Source organism: Rhizobium sp. P1_E6, from assembly GCF_056405875.1.
This window is the reverse complement of record NZ_JBFUBG010000069.1, coordinates 1-23,854: the sequence shown is the minus strand read 5'-3', so window position 1 is coordinate 23,854 and position 23,854 is coordinate 1. Positions and strand designations below refer to the sequence as shown.

General features: G+C 60.1%; 25 protein-coding genes. 9 read left to right on the top strand and 16 right to left on the bottom strand.

All coding sequences use genetic code 11. The features are described from left to right. Position 1 precedes the first annotated feature (1 nt). Genes AC1D35_RS25555 through AC1D35_RS25535 form a run of 5 tightly spaced genes read right to left on the bottom strand, consistent with a single transcriptional unit; the run spans position 2 to position 6,546 of the window. Positions 2-1,618, bottom strand: a complete 1,617-nt coding sequence (locus tag AC1D35_RS25555) for an ABC transporter substrate-binding protein (protein WP_477940636.1) — start codon at positions 1,616-1,618, stop codon at positions 2-4. Positions 1,619-1,651: 33 nt separating this feature from the next. Next, entirely contained in the window at positions 1,652-2,764 is a 1,113-nt protein-coding gene (locus AC1D35_RS25550) for a mandelate racemase/muconate lactonizing enzyme family protein (RefSeq protein ID WP_162765481.1), read from the bottom strand. Between the two features lie 24 nt (positions 2,765-2,788). Beyond that, positions 2,789-4,267 carry an NAD-dependent succinate-semialdehyde dehydrogenase gene (locus AC1D35_RS25545; RefSeq protein WP_113508977.1) on the bottom strand — a complete coding sequence of 493 codons (1,479 nt, stop codon included), beginning with the start codon at positions 4,265-4,267 and terminating at the stop codon, positions 2,789-2,791. Between the two features lie 2 nt (positions 4,268-4,269). Next, positions 4,270-5,520 carry an iron-containing alcohol dehydrogenase gene (locus tag AC1D35_RS25540; RefSeq protein ID WP_477853756.1) on the bottom strand — a complete coding sequence of 417 codons (1,251 nt, stop codon included), beginning with the start codon at positions 5,518-5,520 and terminating at the stop codon, positions 4,270-4,272. Between the two features lie 21 nt (positions 5,521-5,541). Next, positions 5,542-6,546: an Ldh family oxidoreductase gene (locus AC1D35_RS25535; protein WP_477853755.1), complete on the bottom strand. Its 1,005-nt coding sequence runs from the start codon at positions 6,544-6,546 to the stop codon at positions 5,542-5,544. An 83-nt stretch (positions 6,547-6,629) separates the two neighbouring features. Between AC1D35_RS25535 and AC1D35_RS25530 the strand changes: the two genes are divergently transcribed. Continuing rightward, on the top strand, positions 6,630-7,328 hold the full coding sequence (locus AC1D35_RS25530; protein ID WP_477853753.1) for a GntR family transcriptional regulator: 699 nt from the start codon (positions 6,630-6,632) through the stop codon (positions 7,326-7,328). A 346-nt stretch (positions 7,329-7,674) separates the two neighbouring features. Here AC1D35_RS25530 and AC1D35_RS25525 read toward each other — a convergent pair whose 3' ends face one another. Further along, on the bottom strand, positions 7,675-8,097 hold the full coding sequence (locus AC1D35_RS25525) for a VOC family protein (RefSeq protein ID WP_477855509.1): 423 nt from the start codon (positions 8,095-8,097) through the stop codon (positions 7,675-7,677). Positions 8,098-8,172: 75 nt separating this feature from the next. On the opposite strand from AC1D35_RS25525, the gene AC1D35_RS25520 reads away from it, so the two are divergent. Then, the gene (locus tag AC1D35_RS25520) at positions 8,173-8,856 is read left to right on the top strand and encodes a helix-turn-helix transcriptional regulator (protein ID WP_477855508.1); all 684 of its coding nucleotides are present in this window, start codon (positions 8,173-8,175) and stop codon (positions 8,854-8,856) included. Positions 8,857-9,101: 245 nt separating this feature from the next. Here the strand turns inward: AC1D35_RS25520 and AC1D35_RS25515 are convergent, their stop codons facing one another. The 10 genes from AC1D35_RS25515 to AC1D35_RS25470 form a co-directional block, all read right to left on the bottom strand. Then, positions 9,102-10,931, bottom strand: a complete 1,830-nt coding sequence (locus AC1D35_RS25515; RefSeq protein ID WP_477940631.1) for a methyl-accepting chemotaxis protein — start codon at positions 10,929-10,931, stop codon at positions 9,102-9,104. Between the two features lie 233 nt (positions 10,932-11,164). Next, positions 11,165-11,455, bottom strand: a complete 291-nt coding sequence (locus AC1D35_RS25510) for a hypothetical protein (protein ID WP_477940629.1) — start codon at positions 11,453-11,455, stop codon at positions 11,165-11,167. Between the two features lie 20 nt (positions 11,456-11,475). Continuing rightward, positions 11,476-12,219: a 3-oxoacyl-ACP reductase family protein gene (locus AC1D35_RS25505; protein ID WP_113508969.1), complete on the bottom strand. Its 744-nt coding sequence runs from the start codon at positions 12,217-12,219 to the stop codon at positions 11,476-11,478. Next, positions 12,216-13,133, bottom strand: coding sequence for a cupin domain-containing protein (locus AC1D35_RS25500; RefSeq protein ID WP_477855504.1), 918 nt, complete (start codon positions 13,131-13,133; stop codon positions 12,216-12,218). The genes AC1D35_RS25505 and AC1D35_RS25500 overlap by 4 nt, the downstream gene beginning before the upstream one ends. Before the next feature lie 30 nt (positions 13,134-13,163). Further along, on the bottom strand, positions 13,164-14,060 hold the full coding sequence (locus AC1D35_RS25495) for a branched-chain amino acid ABC transporter permease (RefSeq protein WP_162765479.1): 897 nt from the start codon (positions 14,058-14,060) through the stop codon (positions 13,164-13,166). Beyond that, positions 14,053-14,826 carry an ABC transporter ATP-binding protein gene (locus AC1D35_RS25490; protein ID WP_113299025.1) on the bottom strand — a complete coding sequence of 258 codons (774 nt, stop codon included), beginning with the start codon at positions 14,824-14,826 and terminating at the stop codon, positions 14,053-14,055. The genes AC1D35_RS25495 and AC1D35_RS25490 overlap by 8 nt, the downstream gene beginning before the upstream one ends. 2 nt (positions 14,827-14,828) lie before the next feature. Continuing rightward, positions 14,829-15,815, bottom strand: coding sequence for a branched-chain amino acid ABC transporter permease (locus AC1D35_RS25485; RefSeq protein ID WP_477855503.1), 987 nt, complete (start codon positions 15,813-15,815; stop codon positions 14,829-14,831). Further along, positions 15,787-16,515 (bottom strand): ABC transporter ATP-binding protein, encoded by a 729-nt coding sequence (locus tag AC1D35_RS25480; protein WP_113508965.1) that lies wholly within the window; start codon positions 16,513-16,515, stop codon positions 15,787-15,789. The genes AC1D35_RS25485 and AC1D35_RS25480 overlap by 29 nt, the downstream gene beginning before the upstream one ends. Further along, positions 16,512-17,648 (bottom strand): ABC transporter substrate-binding protein, encoded by a 1,137-nt coding sequence (locus AC1D35_RS25475; RefSeq protein ID WP_162747182.1) that lies wholly within the window; start codon positions 17,646-17,648, stop codon positions 16,512-16,514. Before AC1D35_RS25475 ends, AC1D35_RS25480 begins: the two co-directional genes overlap by 4 nt. Before the next feature lie 126 nt (positions 17,649-17,774). Beyond that, complete coding sequence (locus tag AC1D35_RS25470) at positions 17,775-18,557, bottom strand: IclR family transcriptional regulator (protein ID WP_162747183.1); 783 nt, start codon at positions 18,555-18,557, stop codon at positions 17,775-17,777. 121 nt (positions 18,558-18,678) lie between these two features. On the opposite strand from AC1D35_RS25470, the gene AC1D35_RS25465 reads away from it, so the two are divergent. The 7 genes from AC1D35_RS25465 to AC1D35_RS25435 form a co-directional block, all read left to right on the top strand. Next, the gene (locus tag AC1D35_RS25465) at positions 18,679-19,482 is read left to right on the top strand and encodes an HpcH/HpaI aldolase family protein (protein ID WP_477940621.1); all 804 of its coding nucleotides are present in this window, start codon (positions 18,679-18,681) and stop codon (positions 19,480-19,482) included. Positions 19,483-19,521: 39 nt separating this feature from the next. Continuing rightward, positions 19,522-20,451, top strand: a complete 930-nt coding sequence (locus AC1D35_RS25460; RefSeq protein WP_113508963.1) for a DUF6282 family protein — start codon at positions 19,522-19,524, stop codon at positions 20,449-20,451. 6 nt (positions 20,452-20,457) lie between these two features. Next, positions 20,458-21,171: an NAD(P)H-dependent oxidoreductase gene (locus AC1D35_RS25455; protein ID WP_477940619.1), complete on the top strand. Its 714-nt coding sequence runs from the start codon at positions 20,458-20,460 to the stop codon at positions 21,169-21,171. A 33-nt stretch (positions 21,172-21,204) separates the two neighbouring features. Next, positions 21,205-22,134 (top strand): 3,5-dioxohexanoate:acetyl-CoA acetone transferase, encoded by a 930-nt coding sequence (gene kce / locus AC1D35_RS25450; RefSeq protein WP_477855499.1) that lies wholly within the window; start codon positions 21,205-21,207, stop codon positions 22,132-22,134. A 78-nt stretch (positions 22,135-22,212) separates the two neighbouring features. After that, a complete protein-coding gene (locus AC1D35_RS25445) occupies positions 22,213-22,926 on the top strand; it encodes a CoA transferase subunit A (protein WP_477855498.1) in 714 nt (237 codons plus the stop codon). 1 nt (position 22,927) lies between these two features. Then, complete coding sequence (locus AC1D35_RS25440) at positions 22,928-23,575, top strand: CoA transferase subunit B (RefSeq protein WP_113299033.1); 648 nt, start codon at positions 22,928-22,930, stop codon at positions 23,573-23,575. Positions 23,576-23,588: 13 nt separating this feature from the next. Then, positions 23,589-23,854, top strand: a 266-nt coding sequence (locus AC1D35_RS25435; protein WP_477940615.1) for a thiolase family protein, incomplete at its 3' end; no start/stop codon positions are given.

Genomic DNA, 23,854 nt, shown 5'->3' with positions numbered 1-23,854 from the left:
CTCAAGCGACGCGCTTGGCTTTGGAAAGCGACCAGTAGGCCGGCCCCGACTCGACTTTGTAGCCGATATCGACACGCGGATTGCGGGCGATCACATAGGAGAGCGCGATGATGCCGAGAAGCGGCAGATCGGTCAGGACCTTCTTTTCCGCCTCCTGGATGATCGCGATGCGCTTGTCGAAATCGGGCTCGTTCTGCGCCTTGGCCAGGAGATCGTCGATGCCGGGAATGGCAACGCCGTAATGGCTGTAGTTGCCCTGCCCCTTGCCATCGGCCTTGACCTCGGCGGAGGCGGCCAGCTGCGAGGCGAGCGTCAGCGTCGGTACCGGCGGGAAGCTCGAGGAATAGAGCGCAAGCGCGTTCTTGTCCTGGCGGTTGTCGGAATGGAAGGTCGTATGGTCGATGATCTTCAGGTCGAGATTGATGCTCGAGGCGCGCAGCTGTTCCTGGATCATCAGCATGATCGAGGCATAGTCCTCACGCTGGCTGACATAGCAGGGAATGGTCACGCCATCCGGGAAGCCCGCTTCGGCAAGCAGCGCCTTCGCCTTGGCCGGATCAGGCTTGTACTGCAGTTCCGGCGGCAGGTCCTCGACCCTGACAGAACCGGCAAATTGCGAGGCGATGGCGCCGACCATCGGGCTGGCAATACCTTGGAAGGCGGCGGCAATCGCCGCATTGTCGATGCCGTAGCGGATCGCCTGGCGAACTTTCAGGTTGTCGAGCGGCTTGCGCGTCAGGTTGATGTTGAGTGCATTGTGGGATCCGGGCGCGGTCGCGTCGAAGATCGTATTGGGCGAGCGCTGTTTCATCGAGTTGACCCAGCCCGGCGCCCGCACGCCTTCGATCATGTCCACCTGGCCTGCGGCAAAGGCAAGCGTACGCGCCGTCGTATCGGCGATGAAGGTGATGCGCAGGTTCGGCGTTGCAGGCGGGCCGTCGAAATGCTCCGGGAAGGCTGTCAGCAGCAGGCCGTCCGTCGGACTGAAGGACTGGAGCTGGAACGGGCCGGTGCCGATCGGATCCGTATTGAATCCGTCGCCCTTCTCCTCGAAGGCCTTCTTCGACATGATCGAGACGCTGAGCGTCGAAGCACAGCTGCCGTTGAAGAGCGGATCGGCACTCTTCAGCGTGAAGCGCACCGTCATCGGATCGACCGCCTCGCAGGTGGCGATATTCGAATAGAAGACCTTGTTGGCAGTCACCTGCTTGGGATCGAGCTGCCGCTGGAAGGTGAAGACCACGTCATCGGCGGCGACTTCGCCATAATTCTTGTGAAACTTGACGCCCTTGCGGATCTTGTAGGTCCAGGTCTTGGCATCCTGGGACGATTCCCAGCTCTCGGCGATGCAGGGCAGAAACTCGTCCGGCTTGACGGCCCAGCGGCCTTCCGGCTGGGTCACCAGCGTGTCGAACAACTGGTTGATGGCCCAGTTGTCGCCGCCATTGAGGCCCGACTGCTGCGGATTGAGGCCGACCGGCGCTCGCGACGCCAGTGCGATCGAAATGGTATCTCCCTCCGCCGCCAAGGCCGAGCCGTGCCCGACCCTTGATGCGACGACCGCCGTGGTGACGGCAAGTCCGGACCGGATGAGAAAATCTCTGCGTGATGTGGTCATTTTCCTTCCTCCCAAGGATATTGTTGGTGTGGCTCAGTGCTGGATGGCGATCTTGCGACGCTCCAGTTCAGCCGCATCGAATTCCATTCCGAGACCCGGCGACTGCGGCAGCTCGAACCGGCCATTCTTCGGCTCGGACGGATTGACGAATACGGAAGCTCCCCTCTCCCAGTTATCCGCCAGTTCCACCGGCTTGGCCAAATGCATGATCGTGCTCAGCACATGGATGTTAGCGAGATGGCCAACAGTCGGCTGCGTCTGATGCGGCACGAGCTCGACGCCCGCCGCATGCGCGACGGCTGCGCATTTCATCAGGCCGGTGATCCCGCCCATCTTGATGATGTCAGGTTGGACCATGCGGACGCCTGCGTCGATGAGATCGCGAAGCGCCTGCAGCGTATAGGTCTGCTCTCCCGCCGAAACGGTAATGTCGAGACGCTGCGCCACCTCTCCCATGGCGCGCACATTGTAGTGCTGCACCGGCTCTTCGAACCATGTGTAGCCGAGATCCTCCAGCACTCGGCCGACGCGCATGGCGCCGCCCACGGAATAGCCATTGTTGGCATCGAAACCGAGAACGAAATCATCGCCGAGCAGCTTGCGGACAGCCTTTGCCTTGGCGATATCGCCGGGGATATCGACATCCTGCCGACTGCGGTCGCCATCCCAGCGGATCTTGACGGCGGCGGGGTTTTCCTTGGCGACGCGCCGTTCGACTACGCGCACCACCTCGTCGACGGTTCGAGCCGCGTTTCCGCCGACCGAGGCATAGCAAGTAAGGCTGGTCTTCCAGGCACCGCCGAGCAGCTTGTAGACCGGCTGCTCGAAGTACTTTCCCTTCAGATCCCAAAGTGCGATATCGAGCGCTGCAAGAGCAGCTGTCGCGATGCCTTCAGGTCCGAGCTTCACGCAGCGATGAAAGAGCTCATCCAGCAGGACAGCATGATCGAGAGCGTCCTTGCCGATCAGGAACGGCGCCATGTCTCGCGCAATGACGACGAGCGAAGCATAGCCTCCCTGCATCGGCGACGCTTCACCGAGACCAAACAGGCCGTCTTCGGTTTCAATGCGGACAAAAGCGCTTTTCGACGCGTTCGGGCCATCTCCCAGCACCAGCTGGAATGGCTCTATCTTGGTTATCTTCAACGTATTTCCTCCCAATGCTGCTGATCACCATGTGACGGCGATGTATTTCGTCTCCGAAAATTCCAGGATGCCGTGATGGGCGCCCTCCCGCCCAAGACCGCTCTGTTTGACACCTCCGAAAGGAGCGGCCGGATCGGAGACCAGGCCGCGATTCAGCCCGACCATCCCGGCCTCCAACCTCTCAGAGACCCTGAGCCCGCGGGCGAGATCCCGGGTATAGACGTACGAAATCAGACCATATTCGGTATCATTTGCCGCCGAGATCACCTCCTCCTCCGAGGTGAAAGTCGTCAGCGCTGCGATCGGTCCGAAGATTTCCTCGCGGGCTATCTTGGCCCCGGCCAGAACGTCGCGAATGACGGTCGGCGGATAGTAGAATCCATCTCGCTCAAGCGGCTTGCCGCCGGTCAGAACCTTTGCGCCGCGTCCAGCCGCATCGGCAACGAGACCGTCGATTCGATCCAGCGCCTTGCGATTGATGACCGGCCCGCATTGCGTGGCCTTGTCATATCCGGGACCGACGGCCATGGCGCCCATCCGGGTCGCAAGCTTGGAGGAAAACTCGTCTACGACATCGGCATGGACGTAAAAGCGATTGGCGGCTGTGCAGGCTTCGCCGCCATTGCGCATCTTGGCGACCATCGCGCCTTCGATCGCAGCATCGATGTCGGCATCGTCGAAGACGATGAATGGCGCGTTGCCGCCAAGTTCCATCGAGCATGAGATCACCGAATCGGCGGCCTCATGAAGCAGCTTGCGGCCCACCTCTGTCGAACCGGTGAACGACAGTTTGCGGACGCGTGGATCATGGAGCATCTTGCTGACGACAGGCCCAGATTGCTCCGTGGTGATGACATTGACCACACCTTCAGGTACTCCGGCCTCCGCATAGAGGGCGGCAAGCGCATAGGCGGTGAGAGGCGTCTCCGTTGCCGGTTTCAGCACGCAGGTGCAGCCGGCAGCGAGAGCCGGAGCGATCTTGCGCGTCGCCATCGCCGCCGGGAAGTTCCAGGGAGTGACGAGAACGGCGACGCCGATTGGCTGATGCTGCACGATGATCTTGTTCGCGCCGGAAGGCGCCGTCGAGATTTCGCCATTGAGGCGCACCGCCTCTTCCGAAAACCAGCGGAAGAACTCCGCGGCATAGGCAACTTCGCCCTGCGCGTCGCTAAGGGCCTTACCGTTTTCAAGACTGATAAGCTCAGCAAGCATCTGCTTGCGCTCGATCATCAGTTCGAAGCAGCGCCGTAAAATTTCCGAGCGCTTGCGCGGCGCCGTTGCCGCCCAGGACGGGCCGGCTGCGTAGGCAGCGGCTACCGCGTCCATGGCGTCATCGACCGAGGCATCGGCAACCGCAGCAATGACGGCACCCGTCGAGGGATCGATCACGTCGAGCCGCTTGCCCGTGGCACCATTGCGCCACTTGCCGTCGATGAACAGATCGGTCGGGATCGAGCCGATGTCGAAGCCGATCTGCGGGGTGATTTTTTCCATGATCGTCATGATCAGCTTGCCTTCCTTAAGCGAGAGTCGGCCCGCAACGCATCGCGATTGCCGTGGAACGAAGCCTCCACCAGAACGGCCATCGAGGCCGGATCGAGCGGACGGGGATTGTTCTTGATCAGCCGGGCACTGCCCATGGCCTGTTCGGCCACCTGGGAGAGCTGGTCTTTTGCGACGCCGAGGTCGGCGATGGTCCGGGGGATGCCGATATCGGCAAAGAGCCTCGCCACCGCATCGATGGTCGCGTCGGCCTGCTGCTCGAGCGAATGACCCTTGAGGTCGAGCCCCATGGCCTGGCCGATCTCGGCAAGCTCCTGTTCGCAATAGTTGCGGTTGAATTCCATGACATAGGGCATCATCACGGCAACGCCGGCACCATGGGCGGTGTGGGTCATGGCGCCGACCGGATACTGGACGGCATGCGCGGCAGCCGTGCCCGCAACGCCGAAGGCAAGCCCTGCGGCGGTTGCGCCGAACATCAACTGCTGGCGTGCCTCGAGATCCTGGCCATTGTCATAGCTGCGCTTGAGGCTGGCGGAAATATTCGAGATCGCCAGAAGCGCATAATGATCGCTCAGCGCATTCTTGCCGAGGAACACATGTTGGTGGACGAGATCGGCCGAGAGTTCACGCCTGATGGTGGTAAAGGCCTCGATCGCGTGTGTCAGCGCGTCGGCACCGGAGACTGCGGTCAGCCCGGGCGGGCAGGAATAGGTGAGTTCCGGATCGCAGATCGCCGTGTGGCAGATCAGATGCGGGCTGGCGATGCCGACTTTGACGGCCCGGTCGGGATCGGTGATGACGGCAACGGGAGTGACTTCCGATCCGGTCCCGGCGGTCGTCGGCAGGAGGATCAGCGGCAGCACTGGACCGGGGACCTTGAACTCGCCGTAATAGTCCGAGGCCCGTCCGCCATGAGTGAGAAGAAGGGCGGCGACCTTGGCGGCATCGAGGCAACTGCCGCCGCCAATGCCGATCACCATGTCGGCGCCAAAGGAGGAGCCCGCTTCCAGCGCCCTGTTGATGCAGTCGAGCGGCAGCTCCGCGATTGTTTGGTCAAAGACCTTGGTCTCGATACCAGCCTTCTTCAAGCCGTCGACGAGCGCGCGGAAATCGGCTTCCGCGCTCAGCCGTTCATCGGTGACGACGAGCGCCTTTCGGCCAAGCTGGGCAGCATATCCCGGCATGGCGGCTCGCTGGCCCGGGCCGAAGACTAAGTTACGTGTGTTTCGCAAAGTTCCAAACAGCGACAAAATCCATCCTCCCCGATCTTGCTAGGCTGTGGCTTCAATGCAGGCCAGCGCCTGCAGGCGGTTCCAGACCTCGTCGGCGACAGGAACGCCCTCGTTCAATCGCTTCTCGCGACAGGCTCTTCCGCGTTCGCCGGGAATCAGTACTGCGTCATAACCTTCGGCCGGCGGCAGTTTCCGGATTTCCTCGAGATAGGCCTGCAGGTCTCGCCTCGGGCCATCGATGACGATGAAAACGTCACCCTTGTTGCAAATACTGGTATCGTCGAGGGTTCCGCGAACCTCGCGTCCGATGGCTGCTCCAGAAAGACTGCTGACGATCAGCTCGAATGCAAGGCCGAGTGCATATCCCTTGGCCTGGCCGAAGGGGCCGATGGCCCCCTGTTTGGCAGCATTGGCATCCGTGGTCGGGTTGCCAGCACGATCTACTGCCCAGCCCGAGGGGATTGGCTGTCCGCGATTGGCGTGGTCGTGGATCTCCCCCATCGAGACGACGCTGGTCGCCGTATCCATCATGAACGGCGCATCCCCGGTCGGAATGCCGATGGCAATCGGATTCGTACCGAGCATCGCCATCCTGCCGCCCCACGGATGGACGAGCGCTTCGCTGGTAGAGAGAGCGATCAACGTATAGCCCTCCTGCGCCATGCGCTCCGCATACCAGCCGAGCATGCCGATATGGTTGGAATTGGTGATGGCTGCGAGCGCCACGCCATTTTCCCTGGCACGGGGCTTCAAGGCTTCGAGTGCGTGATTGGCGACGACCGGGCCAAGTCCCCGCTCGCCATCGACGGCAAGGAAGCCCGGCGCGCGCCAGACGTGGCTTCCCTTTGCATGTGGATCGGAGACGCCATTGCTGATGCGCTGGACTATGCGCTCGAGCCGCAGGAGACCATGCGAGGAAACGCCCCGCAGATCCGCCTCCATCAATAGATCGATCTGCTGCTGCCGGTGCTCGTCTCTGACGCCGGCGCGCCGCAGCACCTCGTGCGCAACACGCCTCAGAAGATCCGCCTGAACTACCGCCAAAATATAAAATCCGATCGGATATCTGATTGCGATGAGCGCATCATGCTGATAAGAAAGAGGCACGTCAAGGAGCAATTTGAAGAATGACAAAAGACCTAAAGGACATTGCAAGCGGAGAAACAGGACTTCTGCGGCGCCCACCGCGCCTTGGAGAAGAGGTCTATAATGCGATCTACGCGCAGCTGATGTCGCTGAAGATCCCGCCAGGCGGCCGCATTTCGGTCGACAATCTGGTGCGCGAACTCGGCGTTTCCCAGACGCCGATCCGTGAGGCGCTCTCGCGGCTGGAAGCCCAGGGCTTAGTCATCAAGACGCATCTGATCGGTTATAGTGCGGCGGCGCAGTTGGACAGACAGCGCCTCGAGCAACTTTATGAATTGAGGCTTCTGGTCGAGCCGTATGCGGCGGCCCGTGCCGCAGAGGCGATGACCGAGGATGCAATCGCCGCACTGGAAACCGTCGACGTCGAAATGCGCTCAGTCCGCAAGGGCGATGCGAGACTCGCCTATGGACAGTTTGCGCAAAGCGATGGGCTGTTCCATGACATGATTGCCCTTGGTAGCGGCAACGCGCTCATCCATGAAACCCTGGCCCGGCTTCACACGCATGTACATCTCTTCCGGCTCTATTTTCATTCAAGAGCAACGAGTGACGCCAATGACGAGCACGCCCTCATCATTCAATCGATCAAGGCGCGCGATCCAGCTGCAGCTGAGCGGGCAATGCGCCAACATATTGAACGTTCTAGGAGGCGCTTTATGACAATCTTTCAAGCTGAATAAACGAGAGCTGCCTCTAACGCCAATGTCCGTCCAGAGGCCCACATCCACTTATTATTCGCTACGTGGTCACCGCATTCTCCACGTAGCGTAGTTCTTATTGTATCCTTACGCGGAATCGCAGCTCTTTCAGAGCTGCAACGCTGACGCATGGCCTTCAACATCGGAAAGTCCGCTCCGGCTTCGCATTTCAAAAGCTTCGCGATGCGTTCGGCACCCTGCCCGCCAGCTTCATATACAGCTCTGCGGGAACTTCCGTCAGCAACCTATTTCAGCAAAAACGGAACAGTTGCTCGATACGAAAATACTAATCCGGAAATCATGCGTCATTGGCGCACGTTGGATTGGTTCAGTGCGCCTCGTTGCTGTGAACGTCGAGAACCCACGTAACGCCAAATTGGTCCTTCAGCATTCCGTAAAGCGGTGACCAGCCGGCCGGCGCGAGATCCTGAACGATCGTTGCGCCCACCATCAGCTTTTCCCAGTAGCCTGTGATCTCGGTGACGGTGTCGCCGCTCACCGAGATGAAAAATGGGGCCTTACCCGGATCGTAATCACGGCTCGCGGGTGCGTCGTAGGCCATGATCGTAAAGCCCTCAACCGAAACGATTTGCCCCCAGCCAACCAGTTCGGCTTCCTGGGGATCGGTCGTGCCGTAAATCTGGGCATGCGTTACGAGGGCGAGATCCCCACCGAAGACTGACTGATAGTACGACAGCGCCGCGCGCGCACTGCCTCGAAAATTGATATGCGCTACCGTCTTGATGCTCATTTCGATGCCTTCTGCTGCGTGAGTTGAATATGCGTGGTATAGGGCCGTCCTACTGACACTTCACGGCAGTTGGCGATGAGCGGACCGGATAGATTATTGAGGCTGCTGCAGGTTATGCGCGTCATGGCGCCGCCGATCACGGCGCAGCGTTTGGCGAAGGAGCGCGGCGTATCGATACGCTCCATCTATCGTGATATTGAACTGTTGCGGCTTGCCGGCGCCAGGATCGACGGAGAGCGCGGTTATGGCTACCGCCTGATCGAGGACTACGCGCTACCGCCACAAACATTCGATCGCATGGAAATTGAGGCTATTGCTGTAGGCCTCGGAGAAGTGCGCCAGATGGGTGATCCCGACCTCGCACAGGCAGCAGAGGCCGTGCTGGCAAAGGTTGCTGCGACCCTGCCAGATGATCGTGAACAGCAGTTGATGCATTCGATCTCCCATGTATACCGACCCGATGGTCGCTACGGACCACACCCACACCTGAACGCCATCAGGCAGGCGTGTTGGGAGGAAGAGACGATTGAGATTGCCTATCGTGATCAGGTAGGAACCGATAGCCAGCGCGCCATCCAGCCCCTAGCCATTATGTACACCGATCACGCACTGACGGTTCTTGCATGGTGCGGGCTACGTGAAGATTTTCGCATGTTCAGGGTGGAGCGGATCAGCGAAGTGAAGAGGTCAGGGCGAAGTTTTCGACCAAGGCGAGCCGCACTGCTTCGGGACTATCTCGCGAGGCTTTCCGAGAAATAATAAGCTTGTGCCGCAGGGCTCCACGCTCTATTGCGGATTGCGCGCCTTGATCTCGCAAATGTCGCCGCGAAGATTGTCGATCTGCTTGAGGATCTGCGCGACGGCTTCCGTCAGTTTGTTTTCAGAAGGAAGTCGGTGATCTTTTCACCGCTCCCGTTCAGAAGTTTACCACGGAGATGCGTCTGCCGCCGACTGAAGCTCAACGCCAGGCGATAGAGAGGTCAAGGTTTTTCGCAAACTGAGGCTCAGCTTGCTTTACGCATTCTCTGAGCCAGCAGGTGCAGGTCGGACGCAGGAGTGACGCTGTTACCGATGCGGAATTTGGTGATCAGGCTCAGCAGTTCGTCGGTATCGGCGGCCAGTGCTTCGGCCGACGCAGTGGTCTCCTCGGCCATGGCGGCATTGTGCTGGGTTGCCGCATCGAGCTGATTGAGCGATGACGAAATCGAGCGCAGCGTTGTGTCCTGCTCGGACGCCGAGTGAGCAATCTTGCCGACGATCTCGCTGGCGGTTTTCACCTGGTCGGAGATGCGCTTCAGAGCTTCACCCGTCTGGCCGACGAGACGCACGCCGTTTTGCACCTGGCCGGAGGAGCGCGAGATTTGATCCTTGATCTCCTTGGCGGCTGCCGCGGAGCGCTGTGCCAGTTCACGCACTTCCTGAGCAACAACGGCAAAGCCTTTCCCGCTTTCGCCGGCGCGGGCAGCCTCGACCCCAGCGTTCAGGGCTAAGAGGTTAGTCTGGAAGGCGATATCATCGATGACGCCAATAATCTTTGAGATTTCTTCCGAAGAATGTTCGATGCCACCCATAGCATCGATTGCCTGTGCAACGATCTTGTCGGAGCGGATGGCTTCGTCGCTTACCAAGGTCACGCGCTCTGCAGCCTCATGGGCGCCTTCAGCGGTTTGGCGGACGGTAACCGCGAGTTCGTCGAGCGCGGCGGAGGTTTCCTCCAGATTTGCGGCCTGGCGCTCGGTGCGCTGCGACAGTTCATTGGAGGCGCGGCGGATCTCTTCCTTCGAGCCGCCGATATCGATTCCCTTGGCATTGACCTTGGTCATTGCGGCTTCCAGATGAACCAACGCCTCATTGAAATTATGGCGCAGTTGTTCGTAGCGCGCGCCGAGATCGCCGCAACGGATGGTAAGATCGCCGGTGGCAAGTGATTCCAGCGCCTCGCCGATCGTGGAGACGACGTGCGCCTGTTCGGCTGCATCCTTCTGTTGGGTATCGAGGTTCTGCTGGCGCTCGCGGTCCAGTTCCAGACGCTGACGGTCTTCGCGCTCTGCCATGGCATTGCGCTCGCGGATCTTCTCCTGCAACGCCTGAGTGGCATTTGCCATCTTGCCAACTTCATTTGACATTTCGGTATGCGGCACCGCCGTGCTGACATCTTCATCGGCAACGGCCTGCAGCGCGTCGTGTACGGCAGCGAGGGGTTTGGTGATGTTGCGAATGACAAGGAACGCAACACCAATCGCTAGCAGGAAGACGATGAGACCGAAGCTCACAACTTCAAGAATGGTGTCGCTGACCTTGGCATCCAGATCGTCGGTGTAGACGCCGGTAGCCACAACGATCTGCCAGGGCTCGAAAGCCTTTGAATAAGCCGCTTTCTCGAATTGCTGGTCCGCGGGCATGCCGGGCTTCGTCCAGGAGAAAATGGTGATACCGCCGCCGGCTCTGCCTTTCTCAACCATCGGCACACTCGACGTGTTCCCAGGCTGGGCTTTCTGCTCGACGCCGACGAATTTCGGGTTGCTGTGGAAGCGCGTGACGGTGTCGTAGTCCATGCCGAACAGATAACCGGCCGGCTCATACTTTACGCTCGCCACCGTCGCATAGGCCTGTTTCTGCGCTTCCTCGTGGCTGAGCGTGCCTGCCTTTTCCTGCGCGTAAAAAAATTGCAGAACAGAGATACCCGACTCCACCTGCGTGCGCAGCATCTCATAGCGCTCGCTGTAGATTGAAGCGATCGAGGCGCGGACCTGGTAGTAGGTCACAGCGGCGAAAGCCAGTGTAAGTATGGCGACCATGCCGAGCAGCTGATGGGAGATCTTCAGGTTTTTCATGTTCGACTCGCAATGTTTGCGCAAGCTCGCAAGATTGAAAAGAAACGGGCTGAATAACGAAGCGCTTTCCGGGCGGCTGTTGGCGTCCAAAAGCGAGTCTGAGTTTGTTGTTCAGGAGTTGAACAAAAATTAAATCGCGTTTCGGTAGAGGAAACAGCGCGCATTTTGTGAAAATTATTCGCGGATCTTGCTGCTGTTTCGATATTCCGAGAAGGCTGCAGCCGAAGCTGCACTCACCTCAAGAGGAAGAGGACGACGAGAACCAGCATGCAGGCGATTGCCGTCAGAAGCACGGCAATGCCCGGCGCCTCCTCCCTGAGGAGGCTGAGGCCGCTTGCCTTCAGCACGGCGAGCGCCTGTGCCTCGGTGAGCCCGCCGTCGAAGACAAACTCATGCTCCCGCCCATCCACGACCAGGATGATGGATCGACCCTTGCTCCAGAGGGCGGTCCTTCCGCATTTGACCGCCGATGCAAAACTCAAACGAGGAACCTTTGCATCGTCAATGGGCGGGACGGCGATCATCGTCAGAAGCATCCCCACGTTTACGTGACGCCGCCGTCGGCGATGATGGTGCGACCGGTGATCCAGCCCGCCTCCGGCGATGCAAGGAAGGTGACGATGCCGGCAATGTCATCGGGTTGACCGATGCGAGCGAGCGGCGTCATTGCGAGGATCTGATCGCCTCTTTCAGCCAGGATTCTGGTCGTCATGTCCGTCTCGATCACGCCGGGCGCAACCGCATTGACGGTGATCCCCTTCGGTCCGAGTTCCTTGGCGAAGGCATGTGTCAACGTCACTACCGCGGCTTTCGAGGCTGAATAGACGGAACTGGCGGGGATCGGCCGATAGGCGAGCGCCGAGGCAAAGTTGACGATGCGCCCGCCAGGGGAAGGCAGATGCGGAAGCACTGCCTCAGTCATCAGCACGGTTCCCATGATGTTGGTCTCAAGGATGCTGCGAATAAAAGGCGCATCCATCGCGCCGAGCGGACGGTACGTCCCGACGGCCGCGCAGTTGACGAGCACATCGATCTTGCCGAAGCGCTCGACGGCAGAGGACACCAACGTCTTGATATCGTCTGGATTGGCGACATCCGCCTGCACCGCGATACAATTGCGGCCGCTGCCCCCCAATTCGTCCGCAAGCCGGTTCGCCGCCTCATGATCGGACCGGTAGCCGGCCACGACATAGGCGCCGAACGACGCGAAGCGGCGAGCGATCGCGGCACCGATGCCGCGCGAACCGCCGGTGACAAGCACGACCTTGCCTTCCAATGTTGCGCTCATCGGGCAGCACCGCTCGGGTCAGGCATCGGATAGTCGTCGGCGTTCAGTACCCAGCCTTGCTTTTCCGAGAAGTCGAACCGTGGCGGCGAGAAAATGTCGACGAGCTGGTTCACATTCGCATCCATGCCGCGGGAGGTGTGTATCGCCGGCGGCGGGATGACGGTGACTGAGGGGGAGCCGCAGAGTTCATGGTCATCGGCGCGCCAAGCATGGAGGTTCGGCGTCCACGGCCAACGGATGTGATGTGTATAGGATCCTTCAAGCGCCAGCGAGCATTGTTCGAAATCGTCATGGTAATGGGGCGAGAGCTTGGTGATGTCGCGCGGACCCCTCTCCTGCGGCAAGACATTGACCATGAAAGTCGTGCAGCGCCAGATGCGGCCGAAACGGCCCGGCTCGTCCGGCACATCGAGCGAATAGGTTCGCACCCGGTACCCGTCCTTGGGCTCGGGCCAGGGCTGAAATGGTGGGATGTTCGGGTGATGTGTGGCATAGGCGGCGGCATTGATGCAGGCCAGCGCCAGGTCTTCCGATCGCGACGAGAACATGCGCACCAGGCGCCCGCCTTCCGGCATGACGACCGTGCTGTCGCCCGGCGGCACGAAGGCCAGCGAATAACCAGACACCGTTTCCGTCCTGCCCTGCCACGTGATCGTCGCCGACGACTTTGCATCGGGCAGAAGGACGGCATATTCGTCGACCTGCCCCTTCCGGCCGAAGGTCGCCCCGGGCCGTGCCTCGCTGTGGGCAATGATGAAATTCTGTCCCCGCCCCAGCCACGTCTTGCCGTTGGAATCGTCCTCCTGCGGTGCCGTCTCATAGAATTTCAGATATTCTGCCGCGGCGAAATCCGTGGCCGACGGCCCTGTCCTGGCCGTTGCCAGTGACGAGCGGGGATCACTGCTGTTGTACATCGGCATTTTCCTTTTCCAATCTGATGCCCGTCAATGCGATTTCGCACCGGGGCCGTAACCGGCAAATATCCCATTGGGGAAGAGAAGCAGGACGAGGAGGAGCACGCTGAGCGCCGCGACATTCTTGAAGCCGGCTCCCAGCATGACAATCGCAAGCGCCTGCAGGATGCCGAGCAGAAGGCCACCGGCGAGAGCCCCACCTGCCCGCCCGAAGCCGCCGATGATCGCGGCGATGAAACCGTTGACGCCGAAGGGCGTACCGACATTGTAGGCGGTATACTGCGTCGGCGTGACCAGGATGCCCGCGATCGCACCCAGCGCAGCGCTCAATGCGAAGGCGACGAGCATCATGCGGGCGACCGGAATGCCGAGCAACTGAGCCGCCTCCCGGTTCTGCGAGCAGGCACGCAGCGCCCGTCCGGTCCGCGTTCTCGTGAAGAATAGCCATAGGAGTACGACGAGAAGCGCGCCGCACCCGAGGATCCAGAAGAGCTGATAACCGATGGCGAGGTCGCCGATTTTCAATGGTCCGCCAGGGGTGAACTCTTCGAACGTGCGCGGACGGTCGCCGAACGTCAAAAGCGTGATGCGTTCGATCATGATCTGCGACGCCAGGGTCGCGAGAATGATCGCAAAGAGCGTCGCGCCGCGATGCATCATCGGCCGGACGATCAAAAGCTCCATCGCCATGCCTGACACCGCAACGAGCGGAATGGTCAAGACGATCGCGAGCACCAGCGGCACTCCGAGCTCGCCGAGCAGAACCTGGCAGACCATGCCGCCAAGCATGACGAACACGCCCTGTGCGAAGTTCACGATGCCGCTTGCATTGTAGATGACGCAGAATCCGATCCCGACGAGACCGTAGATGAGCCCGACCCCGACGCCGTTGACGATGCTTTGAAGGAATTCGATCATGCTAGGCATCAGCCATCTCCGTTCCGCCGAGGTAAGCCGCAATGACGTCGGGATGGACCTTGATCTCATCCGGCGTGCCTTCGGCGATCTTCTTTCCAAAATCGAGGACGACGATGCGTTGCGCGATCTTCATGACGAGGCTCATGTCGTGCTCGATGAGGATCACCGTCGTCCCGCCCTGGTGGATGCGTTTGATGACTTCCGCCAGCGCTTCGGTTTCCTGTGTATTGAGGCCGGCTGCCGGCTCGTCGAGCAACAGAAGCCGCGGTTTTGCCGCTAGCGCCCGCGCCACCTCGAGCAGCCGCTGCCGGCCATAGGGCAGCTTGTCGGCCTGAAGGTCCGCCTGATTTTCCAGGCCGACGAAGCGCAGGAGTTCGCGCGCGCCTTCGCTGACGCTCTTCTCCTGCCGGCGCATCCAATCCGGGCGGAACAGGGCGGAGAAAACACCGCCGCGCGTGACCCTATGGCTGCCGATCTCGACATTCTCGGCAACCGTCAGATGCTTGAAAAGCTGGACGAGTTGGTAGGTCCGAACGAGGCCGGCCGATGCGACGCTATGAGAGGAGAGGCCCGTGATCTCCTTGCCGTCGAAATGGATCGAGCCCGTAGTTGGAGGAAAGAAGCCTGAGATGACGTTGAACAACGTCGTCTTGCCGGCCCCGTTGGGGCCGATCACCGCGAGCAGTTCTCCCTCCTCAACATCGAAGGAGATGGACTGATTGGCAAGCAGGCCACCGAAACGCTTCGTCTCTTCACGAACGGAAAGCAGTGCCATGATCAGGCTCCTCCTTTGGTCGGCCTGTTTGGCCATTTGAAGAGGACCCACAGGCCAGCCATGCCCCGCGGCGCAAAAATGAGGATCAAGATGAGGATGGCTGTATAGGCGATGTCCTGCATTTCCTTCAGGCCGCGCAAGGCCTCCGGCAGGACCGAGACGACAATGGCGCCGACGAGCGGACCCCACGTCGTTCCGATGCCGCCGAGATAGAGCATGGCAAAGCTTTGCACGACCATCGTCGTCCCGAAGACCTCGGGGCTGATAAAGCCGATGAAATGCGAAAACAGCGAGCCGGCCGCGGAGGCGTAGAGCGCGGCTATGACGAAGGCGATGAGCTTGTAGCGGGCGATGTTGATGCCGAGCGCGGTTGCTGCCTGTTCGCTGCCGGCGATCGCAGCAAGCGCTCGCCCGAAGCGCGACTGCCGCAGGCGGCTAGCCACGCCGATGCCGAACAGGGCGAGGACGACGAGCGCCACGAGCTGATGTTTGACCGTAAGGAGCTCGTATCCCGCGATACCGAGGGGCGGCACGCCCGAATAGCCCATATAGCCCTGCGTCAGGCTCGTCCACTCGATGCTGATCTCATAGACGATGAGGCCGAGTGCGAAGGTCGCCATGGCGAGATAGTGACCGCGCAGGCGCAGCGTCGGGTAACCGACGACAACTGCCGCCACACCCGATATAGCCATCGTCACGAGGAGCGCCAGAAGCGGTTCCCAGCCATAATCGGTGCATAGGATGGCGCTTCCATAGCCGCCGATGGCGGCAAACGCGCTTTGACCGAACGAGGCCTGGCCCGTGTAGCCCATGAAGAAATTGAGCCCGGTGCAGAATATCGTGTAGATGAATGCGAAGCCGAGTACGGTGACGATGTAGTCGCTCGACAACAATCCCAGTGCTGCCAGAACCAGTACGGCAATGACCGGCAGCATCGATGGCCAGCGGCTTGCCGCCGGCTCAATGGAGGTAATAGCGTGCGAGGTCATGATGCGATTTAATCTCATCTGTCTTGAGTTCTGCGACGATCGTTCCAAGCGAGATGACATAGACCCGCTGCGCGAGCTTCAGCGCCAAGGGCGCCTTTTGCTCGACGAGCAGAATGCCAATTCCGCGACGATTGAGTTCGCTAAGGGTGCCGAGAATCTCCGATGCCACCCGCGGCGCGAGACCCAGTGACGGCTCGTCGAGCATGAGTAGTTTCGGCTTGGCCATGAGGGCACGGCCGATCGCCAGCATCTGCTGTTCACCGCCCGAGAGCGAACCGGCGATCTGTCCCAGCCGTTCGCGCAGACGCGGAAAGAGTTCAAATACGCTCTCCATCTGCTTGTCCGACTCTCCGGCATGCAGATAGCCGCCGATGACCAGGTTTTCCCGCACGCTCATGAGCGGGAACAGGCCCCTGCCCTCCTGCACCATGACGATGCCGCGCTGCGCAAGCTTGTGGGTCGATAATCCGCTGACGTCCTCGCCGCGGAAAAATATCGCCCCCTTGCGCACCGTCAGACGCGTCAACGCACGCATCAGCGTCGTCTTGCCCGCACCATTCGGCCCGAGAATGGTCACCAGCTCTCCCTCGGAAATATGCAGGCTCGTGGGCTTCAAAGCCTGCACATGTCCGTAGCTGGCTGAGATATCCCTCGCTTCGAGCAGAGGGGTATCCTTCGCGCCGACCGCATCCCCGCTCATTCGGCAAGCACCAGTTCGCCGCCAGCATATTTGCCGATCAGGAAGGGGTTCTCCGTGATGCCGACATGCTGATCGTGAGAAAAATTGAACGATGCGTAGGCGCCGGTATAGGACGGCACCTTCTCGGTCGCATCGCGCAGCGCCTCGCCATCGGTCGATTTGGCGATCTCCGCCGCCTTTGCCAGCACCATCATGCTATCAAAGGCTCGGGCGCTATTAGTCGGGTCGCGATCGGGATATTTCGGCGTCCAATATTTGAGGAATGCTTCGACGGCATCCTTGGTCGGACCAGCCTTCAACTGCTTTGGCAATTGCACCGGAGGCGCCACGAACAGGAAGCGGTCGGACAAGACCTCTCCTGCCTGCTTGAAGATGGAGCCGTCATCGTTGCTGGAAAGCAGCAACATCTTATCCAGGCCAAGCTGTTTGATGTTCTTGGCCGCGGTCACCGTCGACCCGCCCTGACCGATCTTGACGACCGCCCCCCCTCCGGCTGCGTTGATGCGCCCCAGCTGGACTGTCATATCGCTGTCGTCGGCCTTGTAGGTTTCCTGCGCCACGACCTCTAGCCCGTATTCCTTGGCGAGTTCGACGCCAAGATCCTTCATCATCAGAGCATAGGGCGTCGGATCGTAAAGAAGCCCGATCTTGCGGATCGATGTCTTTTCCTTGAGGTAGCGATAGCGTGACTCCATCTCATACTTTGGCGGCGCCAGGAAGCTGAAGGCCCATTCCTGCTCGTTGATCCGCTTTGGCAGGATCGAGCAAAGATACATCGGCAGCTTCGCCTGCATGACAAAGGAGGCCGCCGCGAAATTGCCGGCCGATACGCATCCGCTGTCGAAAAGATTGACCTCGTCACTTGAAATCATCTTGCGATAGCCGACAACCGCATCCTGCGGCTGGGAATGATTGTCCTCGGTGATGATCTCTATTTTCTGACCGAGGATACCGCCCTTTTCATTCAGCACCTCGGCGCCGATGGCGAGCCCGTCGCGCCAGGCGCGATCGATGACCGCCGCATAGCCGGTCAATCCGACCGACGACCCAATCTTGAACGTATCCTCGGCCTGCACAGGGCCGGACAACATTGTACCGATGGCCAAAGCCAAGCACCAATTGCGAACCGTCACTTTTCCTCCTCCCAAGACAAGCCCCATTCCTCCGGGTGTCCTACTTATTGAAACAACGTTTCGCTGATAAGAATATTTGCAAACTTTTCCTTGTCAAGCCCGCACGGCGTCCATGCGCCGCTGTGATTAGAGATTCGGGCAGCCAAGCGCATGCGAGACGCGCCGTGCGGCCGCCATTGTGCGCTGCCGCTGATCTTCGGAAGGGATTTCTCCGATGAACTGGATCATGTCGACGACCCCGACGGCGCCGCAGACCGCGCCCGCGGAATCAAAGATCGGCGCAGCCAGCGTGTTGAGCCCGATGGCGGTCTGATTGGGAGCCGTTGCCCAACCTTGCGCCCTGATCCTTTCCAGCTCGGCGCTCAGGGCCGACGGACTCATGATCGTGTGCGGCGTGAAGATCTCAAACTTTCCCCGAAGAACACGACCGCGAAACTCCTCCGAGGCAAAGGCGAGCGCCGCCTTGCCCTGCGCGGAACTGGTAAAGGTCAGAATAGAACCGGCGCGAACGCCGATTTCTATGGGAGAGCGGCCCGGAACCGCCGCCAGTACGCGCATTCCGTCCGGCGTCATCTGAGAGACCACGGCCGAATGGCCGAGCGCATCCCTGAGTTCCATCAGCGGGTCGGCAGCCACGTGCGTAAGATCGAGGTTGTCGCTGACCGCCCTGCCGAGCGCAACGAGACGCGGGCCGCTTTCATAACGATCCGAACCGCTGGGCTGAACGATATAGCCTTGCTGAACAAGGGTCTGCAGATAGCGATGAATACGGCTCTTCGTCGTTCCGAGCGCCTGCGCAAGCGTTGTCACCCCGACAGCCTGCCGTTCCTTCGCGAGATATTCGATAATACTCAATGCGAGCTGGACAGCCTGAACACCGTCGCCATCCTTGCCTTCCATACGGGGCATAAGCCCTCCCTCATTCAAATCGCACGCATGGGTCTTGACATACCCCCAGGCCGCAGGTGTACAAACTTTCAAAATCAGAATGATGTTCTGATCATCGAAACGATAGGGAGGATTCGAGCTCGTGTCAACAGCTCTGCCAACGCGCTTTCGCCAACGGTTTCTCAGCCGGGAGACACTTCTCGGTTCGTTCATCAAAACACCGACCACGCACTCTATCGAAATCCTGGGCGGCATGGGATTCGATTTCGTCGTAATCGACGAGGAACATGCGCCATTCGACCGGGTCACCATCGACAACGGCTTGCTTGCCGCGCGCGCCGTTGGGACGGCCGGAATCGTGCGCGTCGCCGAGCCGACGGCCTCAAAATTGTTGGCCGTGCTTGACGACGGCGCAGCCGGTGTCCTCGTGCCGCATGTGATGAACGTCGAGAAGGCCAGAGCGGTCGTGTCGGCCTGCCGCTACAAGGGCGGATCGCGGGGTTTTTCCAACTCGCCCCGCGCAGGACATTATGGCGCAGTCGGCATGTGGCCGCATGTGGAGGATCAGGACAGGTCGATCACGGTGATCGCAATGATCGAAGATCCCGAGGCTCTGGATGTCATCGACGACATCGTCGCCGTCGACGGCCTGGATGGTGTCTTTGTCGGCCGTGGCGATCTTTGCGTGGCGATGGGTGCTCAGTCGCCGGCCTCGCCGCAGGTGCAGGCCGCGACGGAAAAGATCGCCAAGGCTGCCATTGCGGCCGGCAAGCCGGTCTGCGTTATGGTCGGGTCAATCGCCGAAACTGCGGCGTTTCGCACGCTTGGCATCACGTCCTTCATCGTTTCGTCCGACCAGGGCCTGATGCGGCAGGCGGCAGGACAGGTTCTGACGGATTTCCGAGAAATTGCAGAAAGCAGGCTGAAGGCCGGGACTGCGGCTTAACGCATCCCGCTCAGGCTCAATTTGGTGAGGAGAAGAGACATGCTGGTTGATAAGGTTGAACGGGGCTCCAACGGCTCGCGGGACGAAGAAGTCGAGGCATTGCTGAAAGGGGCGGTCGATCTGCACTGCCACAGCGGGCCGGCGGCCATGCCGCGCGTTCTCGATCATCGTGAGGCGATGCAGGACGCCGCTGATGCTGGGTTTCGCGCTCTGCTCTACAAGGACCATTTCTATCTCGGCACACCACATGCGAAAATCCTGGAGACCATCTATCCCGACACCGGTGTCAAGCTCTTCTCCGGCATCGCGCTCAACAATGCGAGCGGCGGCATCAATCCTTACGCGGTCGATCATGCCATCAAGATCGGCGGCAAGATCGTGTGGATGCCGACCCTTGCGGCAGCCAACCATATCCGCAAGGGGCTGACCGAGGCCAAGAGCTTCCCAAAGACAGCGCAGAAGATGCTCGATCCGACGCCGCTGACCGCATTGGACGCAAACGGCGAGGTAAGCGACGACGCGAAAAAGGTTCTCGACCTGATCGCTGAAGGCGACATCATTCTCGCCGGCGGGCATCTTGAGGCGAGCGAGCTCTTCGTGCTGTTCGAAGAGGCCAGGAAGCGCGGTGTCAGGAAGATGCTCGTCAATCACCCGACCTATATCGTCGGGTGCTCGGACGAAGATATCAGAGGACTGGTTTCGCTTGGCGCCTATATGGAGCATTCGATATGCATGTTCATCGACGGATCCGGCAACCAGTACGAGCCAAGCTATCTGCAGCATCTGATCGAGATCGCGGGCATCGACAGGACCTGCCTGTGCTCCGATCTCGGTCTGCTCGGCGCCCCGCGTCCGCTCGAAGGCTACCGTCAGATCGTGCGCGCTCTGCTCGACATGCAGTTTTCGCATCAGGATATCCGCACCCTGATCGGCGACAACTCTGCCCGCCTGCTCAATCTGGCAGCCTGAGCCGTCATGAGGGTTCTGATTGTCTTGGCTCACCCGGAACCGACGTCCTTCTGTGCAGCACTCAGGCAGGGAGCAGTCGAGACAATCGAAGCTGCCGGACACGAGGTGATCGTCTCCGACCTCTATGCGGAAGGCTTCAACCCGGTCGCAGGACGGCATGATTTCCAGGAAATTGCGGATGCGGCACGCTTTCATTACCAGAGCGAACAGCTGCACGCCGTTCAAGGGGAAGGATTTTCGGGCGAGATCACGCGTGAGCAGGCCCGCATCGAAAGTGCTGACGCCATCGTTTTTCTTTTCCCGCTCTGGTGGGGCGGCCCACCAGCCATCCTCAAGGGCTGGATCGATCGCGTCCTTGCCTATGGCTTTGCCTATGTCGACAGTGCCCGCTTCGAAAACGGTCTCTTCAAGGGCAAGCGAAGTCTTCTTTGCGTAACGACGGGCGGCACATCCGCCCGCTTCACCGCCGACGGTGTTTATGGCGACATCGACAGGGTGCTCTGGCCGGTCCAGCGGCTGACGCTCGATTACATGGGCCTTGCGCCGGAGGAACCTTTCATCTGTTACGGCACGCCGCGCGTCGGGGCGCAAGGGCGTGCCCTGTATCTCGCCTCATGGCGCAACCACCTGCTGACCATGCTGAACAAGGGGCCGGTCGCGGGCGGGAAGGCCAAAGCACCTGTACTGACCGGCGCAGTACCCTGGACACGAAACGCCTGACAACATCAGCATTCGAGAATTGGAGGAGTACGCATGCCCCCTCGCAAAGTCATCATCACCTGCGCCGTCACTGGATCGATCCATACACCATCGATGTCGCCGCATCTTCCGATCACCGCCGAACAGATAGCCGAAGCCGCAATCGGTGCGGCAGAAGCAGGGGCGGCGATCGTGCATCTTCACGCCCGAAACCCGGAGAGTGGACAGCCCGACCAGAGTCTCGAAGCCTTCGCGCCTTTCCTGAAAGTGATCAAGCAGAAATCCGACGTTGTCATCAACATCACCACCGGTGGCTCTCAGACCATGACCGTCGAGGAAAGACTAAAGCCGGTCGCCACGTTCAAACCCGAGGTCGCCTCCCTCAATATGGGATCGATGAATTTCGGCCTGTTTCCGATGCTGCAGCGCTTCAAGTCGTTCAGGCATGACTGGGAGCAACCCTATCTCGAGGGCTCCAGGGAGCGGATTTTCAAGAATACGTTTGCGGATATCGAGAAGATCCTGACAACATGCGCCGACAACGGCACGCGTTTCGAGATCGAATGCTACGATATCGGCCACCTTTACACGCTTTCCCATTTCGTCGACCGCGGCCTTGTCAAGCCGCCCTTCTTTATCCAGAGCGTCTTTGGCCTCCTCGGCGGCATAGGCAGTCATCCCGAGGATGTGATGATGATGAAACGGACCGCCGACCGGCTGTTCGGCGACGATTACAACTGGTCGGTGCTCGGTGCGGGGCGCAACCAGATGAGCATTGCGGCCATGTCGATCGCCATGGGCGGTAATGTTCGCGTTGGGCTTGAGGATTCCCTCTGGATCGGTGCCGGCAAGCTTGCCGAGAGCAATGCCCAACAGGTTTCCAAGGTGAAAACACTGATCGAAGAACTGGGTCTTGAGGTTGCAAGCCCGACAGAGGCCCGATCGATCCTTGCACTCAAAGGCGGCGATCGTGTCGATTTCTGATCTCACCGGCAGCCTTGACGAAGCCAAGGCCGAATTGGCGATTGAACCATACGGCCAAAGAACCAGCGTGAGGACCCTATGAGGAAGCTGACTTCAAGCGCGACGGAAGCGCTGGCCGGAGCACTGGTCAACGGCATGACGATCATGTCCGGCGGCTTCGGCCTCTGTGGCATCCCGACCAGTCTGATCGAGGCGATCCGCCTGTCGGGGGTCAGAGACCTTACGGTTATCTCCAACAATGCCGGCGTCGACGGATATGGATTGGGTATCCTCCTTGAAACCCGGCAGATCAGGAAAATGATCTCATCCTATGTGGGTGAGAACAAGCTGTTTGCCGAACAGTTCCTCTCCGGGACCTTAGAGCTGGAGTTCAATCCGCAAGGCACGCTTGCCGAGCGGATTAGGGCCGGCGGCGCTGGCATTCCGGCATTCTTCACGAAGACAGGCGTTGGCACGCTGATTGCCGAAGGCAAGGAAGTGCGTCGCTTTGGTGAAGACGATTATGTCATTGAGACAGGCCTGGTAGCGGACATCGCCCTCGTGCATGCCTGGAAGGGGGACCTGGAAGGCAATCTCGTCTACCGGAAGACGGCACGCAATTTCAATCCCGTGATGGCAACGGCTGCCCATCTGACGGTCGCCGAGGTCGAACATCTGGTGCCAGCCGGTGAGATCGATCCTGACCATATCCATACGCCCGGCATCTTCGTTCAGAAGATCGTTCATGTGCCTGCTGCGGAAAAGCTCATCGAGCAGCGTACGATAAGAACAAGACAGAGAGAGGTCGCCTGACATGGCCTGGACGCGCGAACAAATGGCGGCCCGCGCCGCCCGCGAACTGCAGGACGGCTTCTACGTCAATCTCGGGATCGGCATTCCAACGCTGGTCGCCAACTTCATTCCCGAGGGGATGGAGGTAACGCTCCAGAGCGAGAACGGCATGCTTGGAATGGGGCCCTTTCCTTTTGAAGGGGAAGAAGATGCGGATCTGATCAATGCCGGCAAGCAGACGATCACGCAGCTTTCGAAAACCAGCTATTTTTCTTCCGCCGACAGTTTTGCGATGATCCGGGGCGGACATATCGATCTGTCGATCCTCGGCGCGATGCAGGTTTCCCAAAGCGGCGACCTGGCAAACTGGATGGTTCCCGGCAAGATGGTGAAGGGCATGGGCGGCGCCATGGATCTCGTGGCCGGCGTCAAACGCGTGGTCGTCGTCATGGAACATGTGGCCAAGGGGGAACCCAAGCTGCTCAACGAGTGCACCCTGCCGCTGACCGGCAGACGCGTGACCGATATGGTCATCACCGATCTCGGCGTTTTCCGCGTTGCCCGCGCCGGCCCGCCGCAATTGACTTTGATCGGCTTGGCTGACGGCGCCTCAATCGCCGAAATCAAGGCCATGACCGAAGCGCCGTTTGATGTCGACTTGACTGATTGAAGAGGTAGAACCCATGTCCACACACTCCGTCGTCATCGCCAGCGCAGCGCGCACCGCTGTCGGTTCCTTCAACGGTGCTTTCGGCACGGTTCCCGCTCACGAGCTCGGGGCGGCGGCCGTCAAGGGCGCGCTGGAGCGGGCAAATGTTTCCCCTGAAGAGGTGGACGAGGTCATCCTTGGCCAGGTCCTGCAGGCTGGCGAAGGCCAGAACCCGGCTCGCCAGGCGGCGATGAAGGCCGGCGTTCCCAAGGAAGCGACAGCCTGGAGCGTCAACCAGCT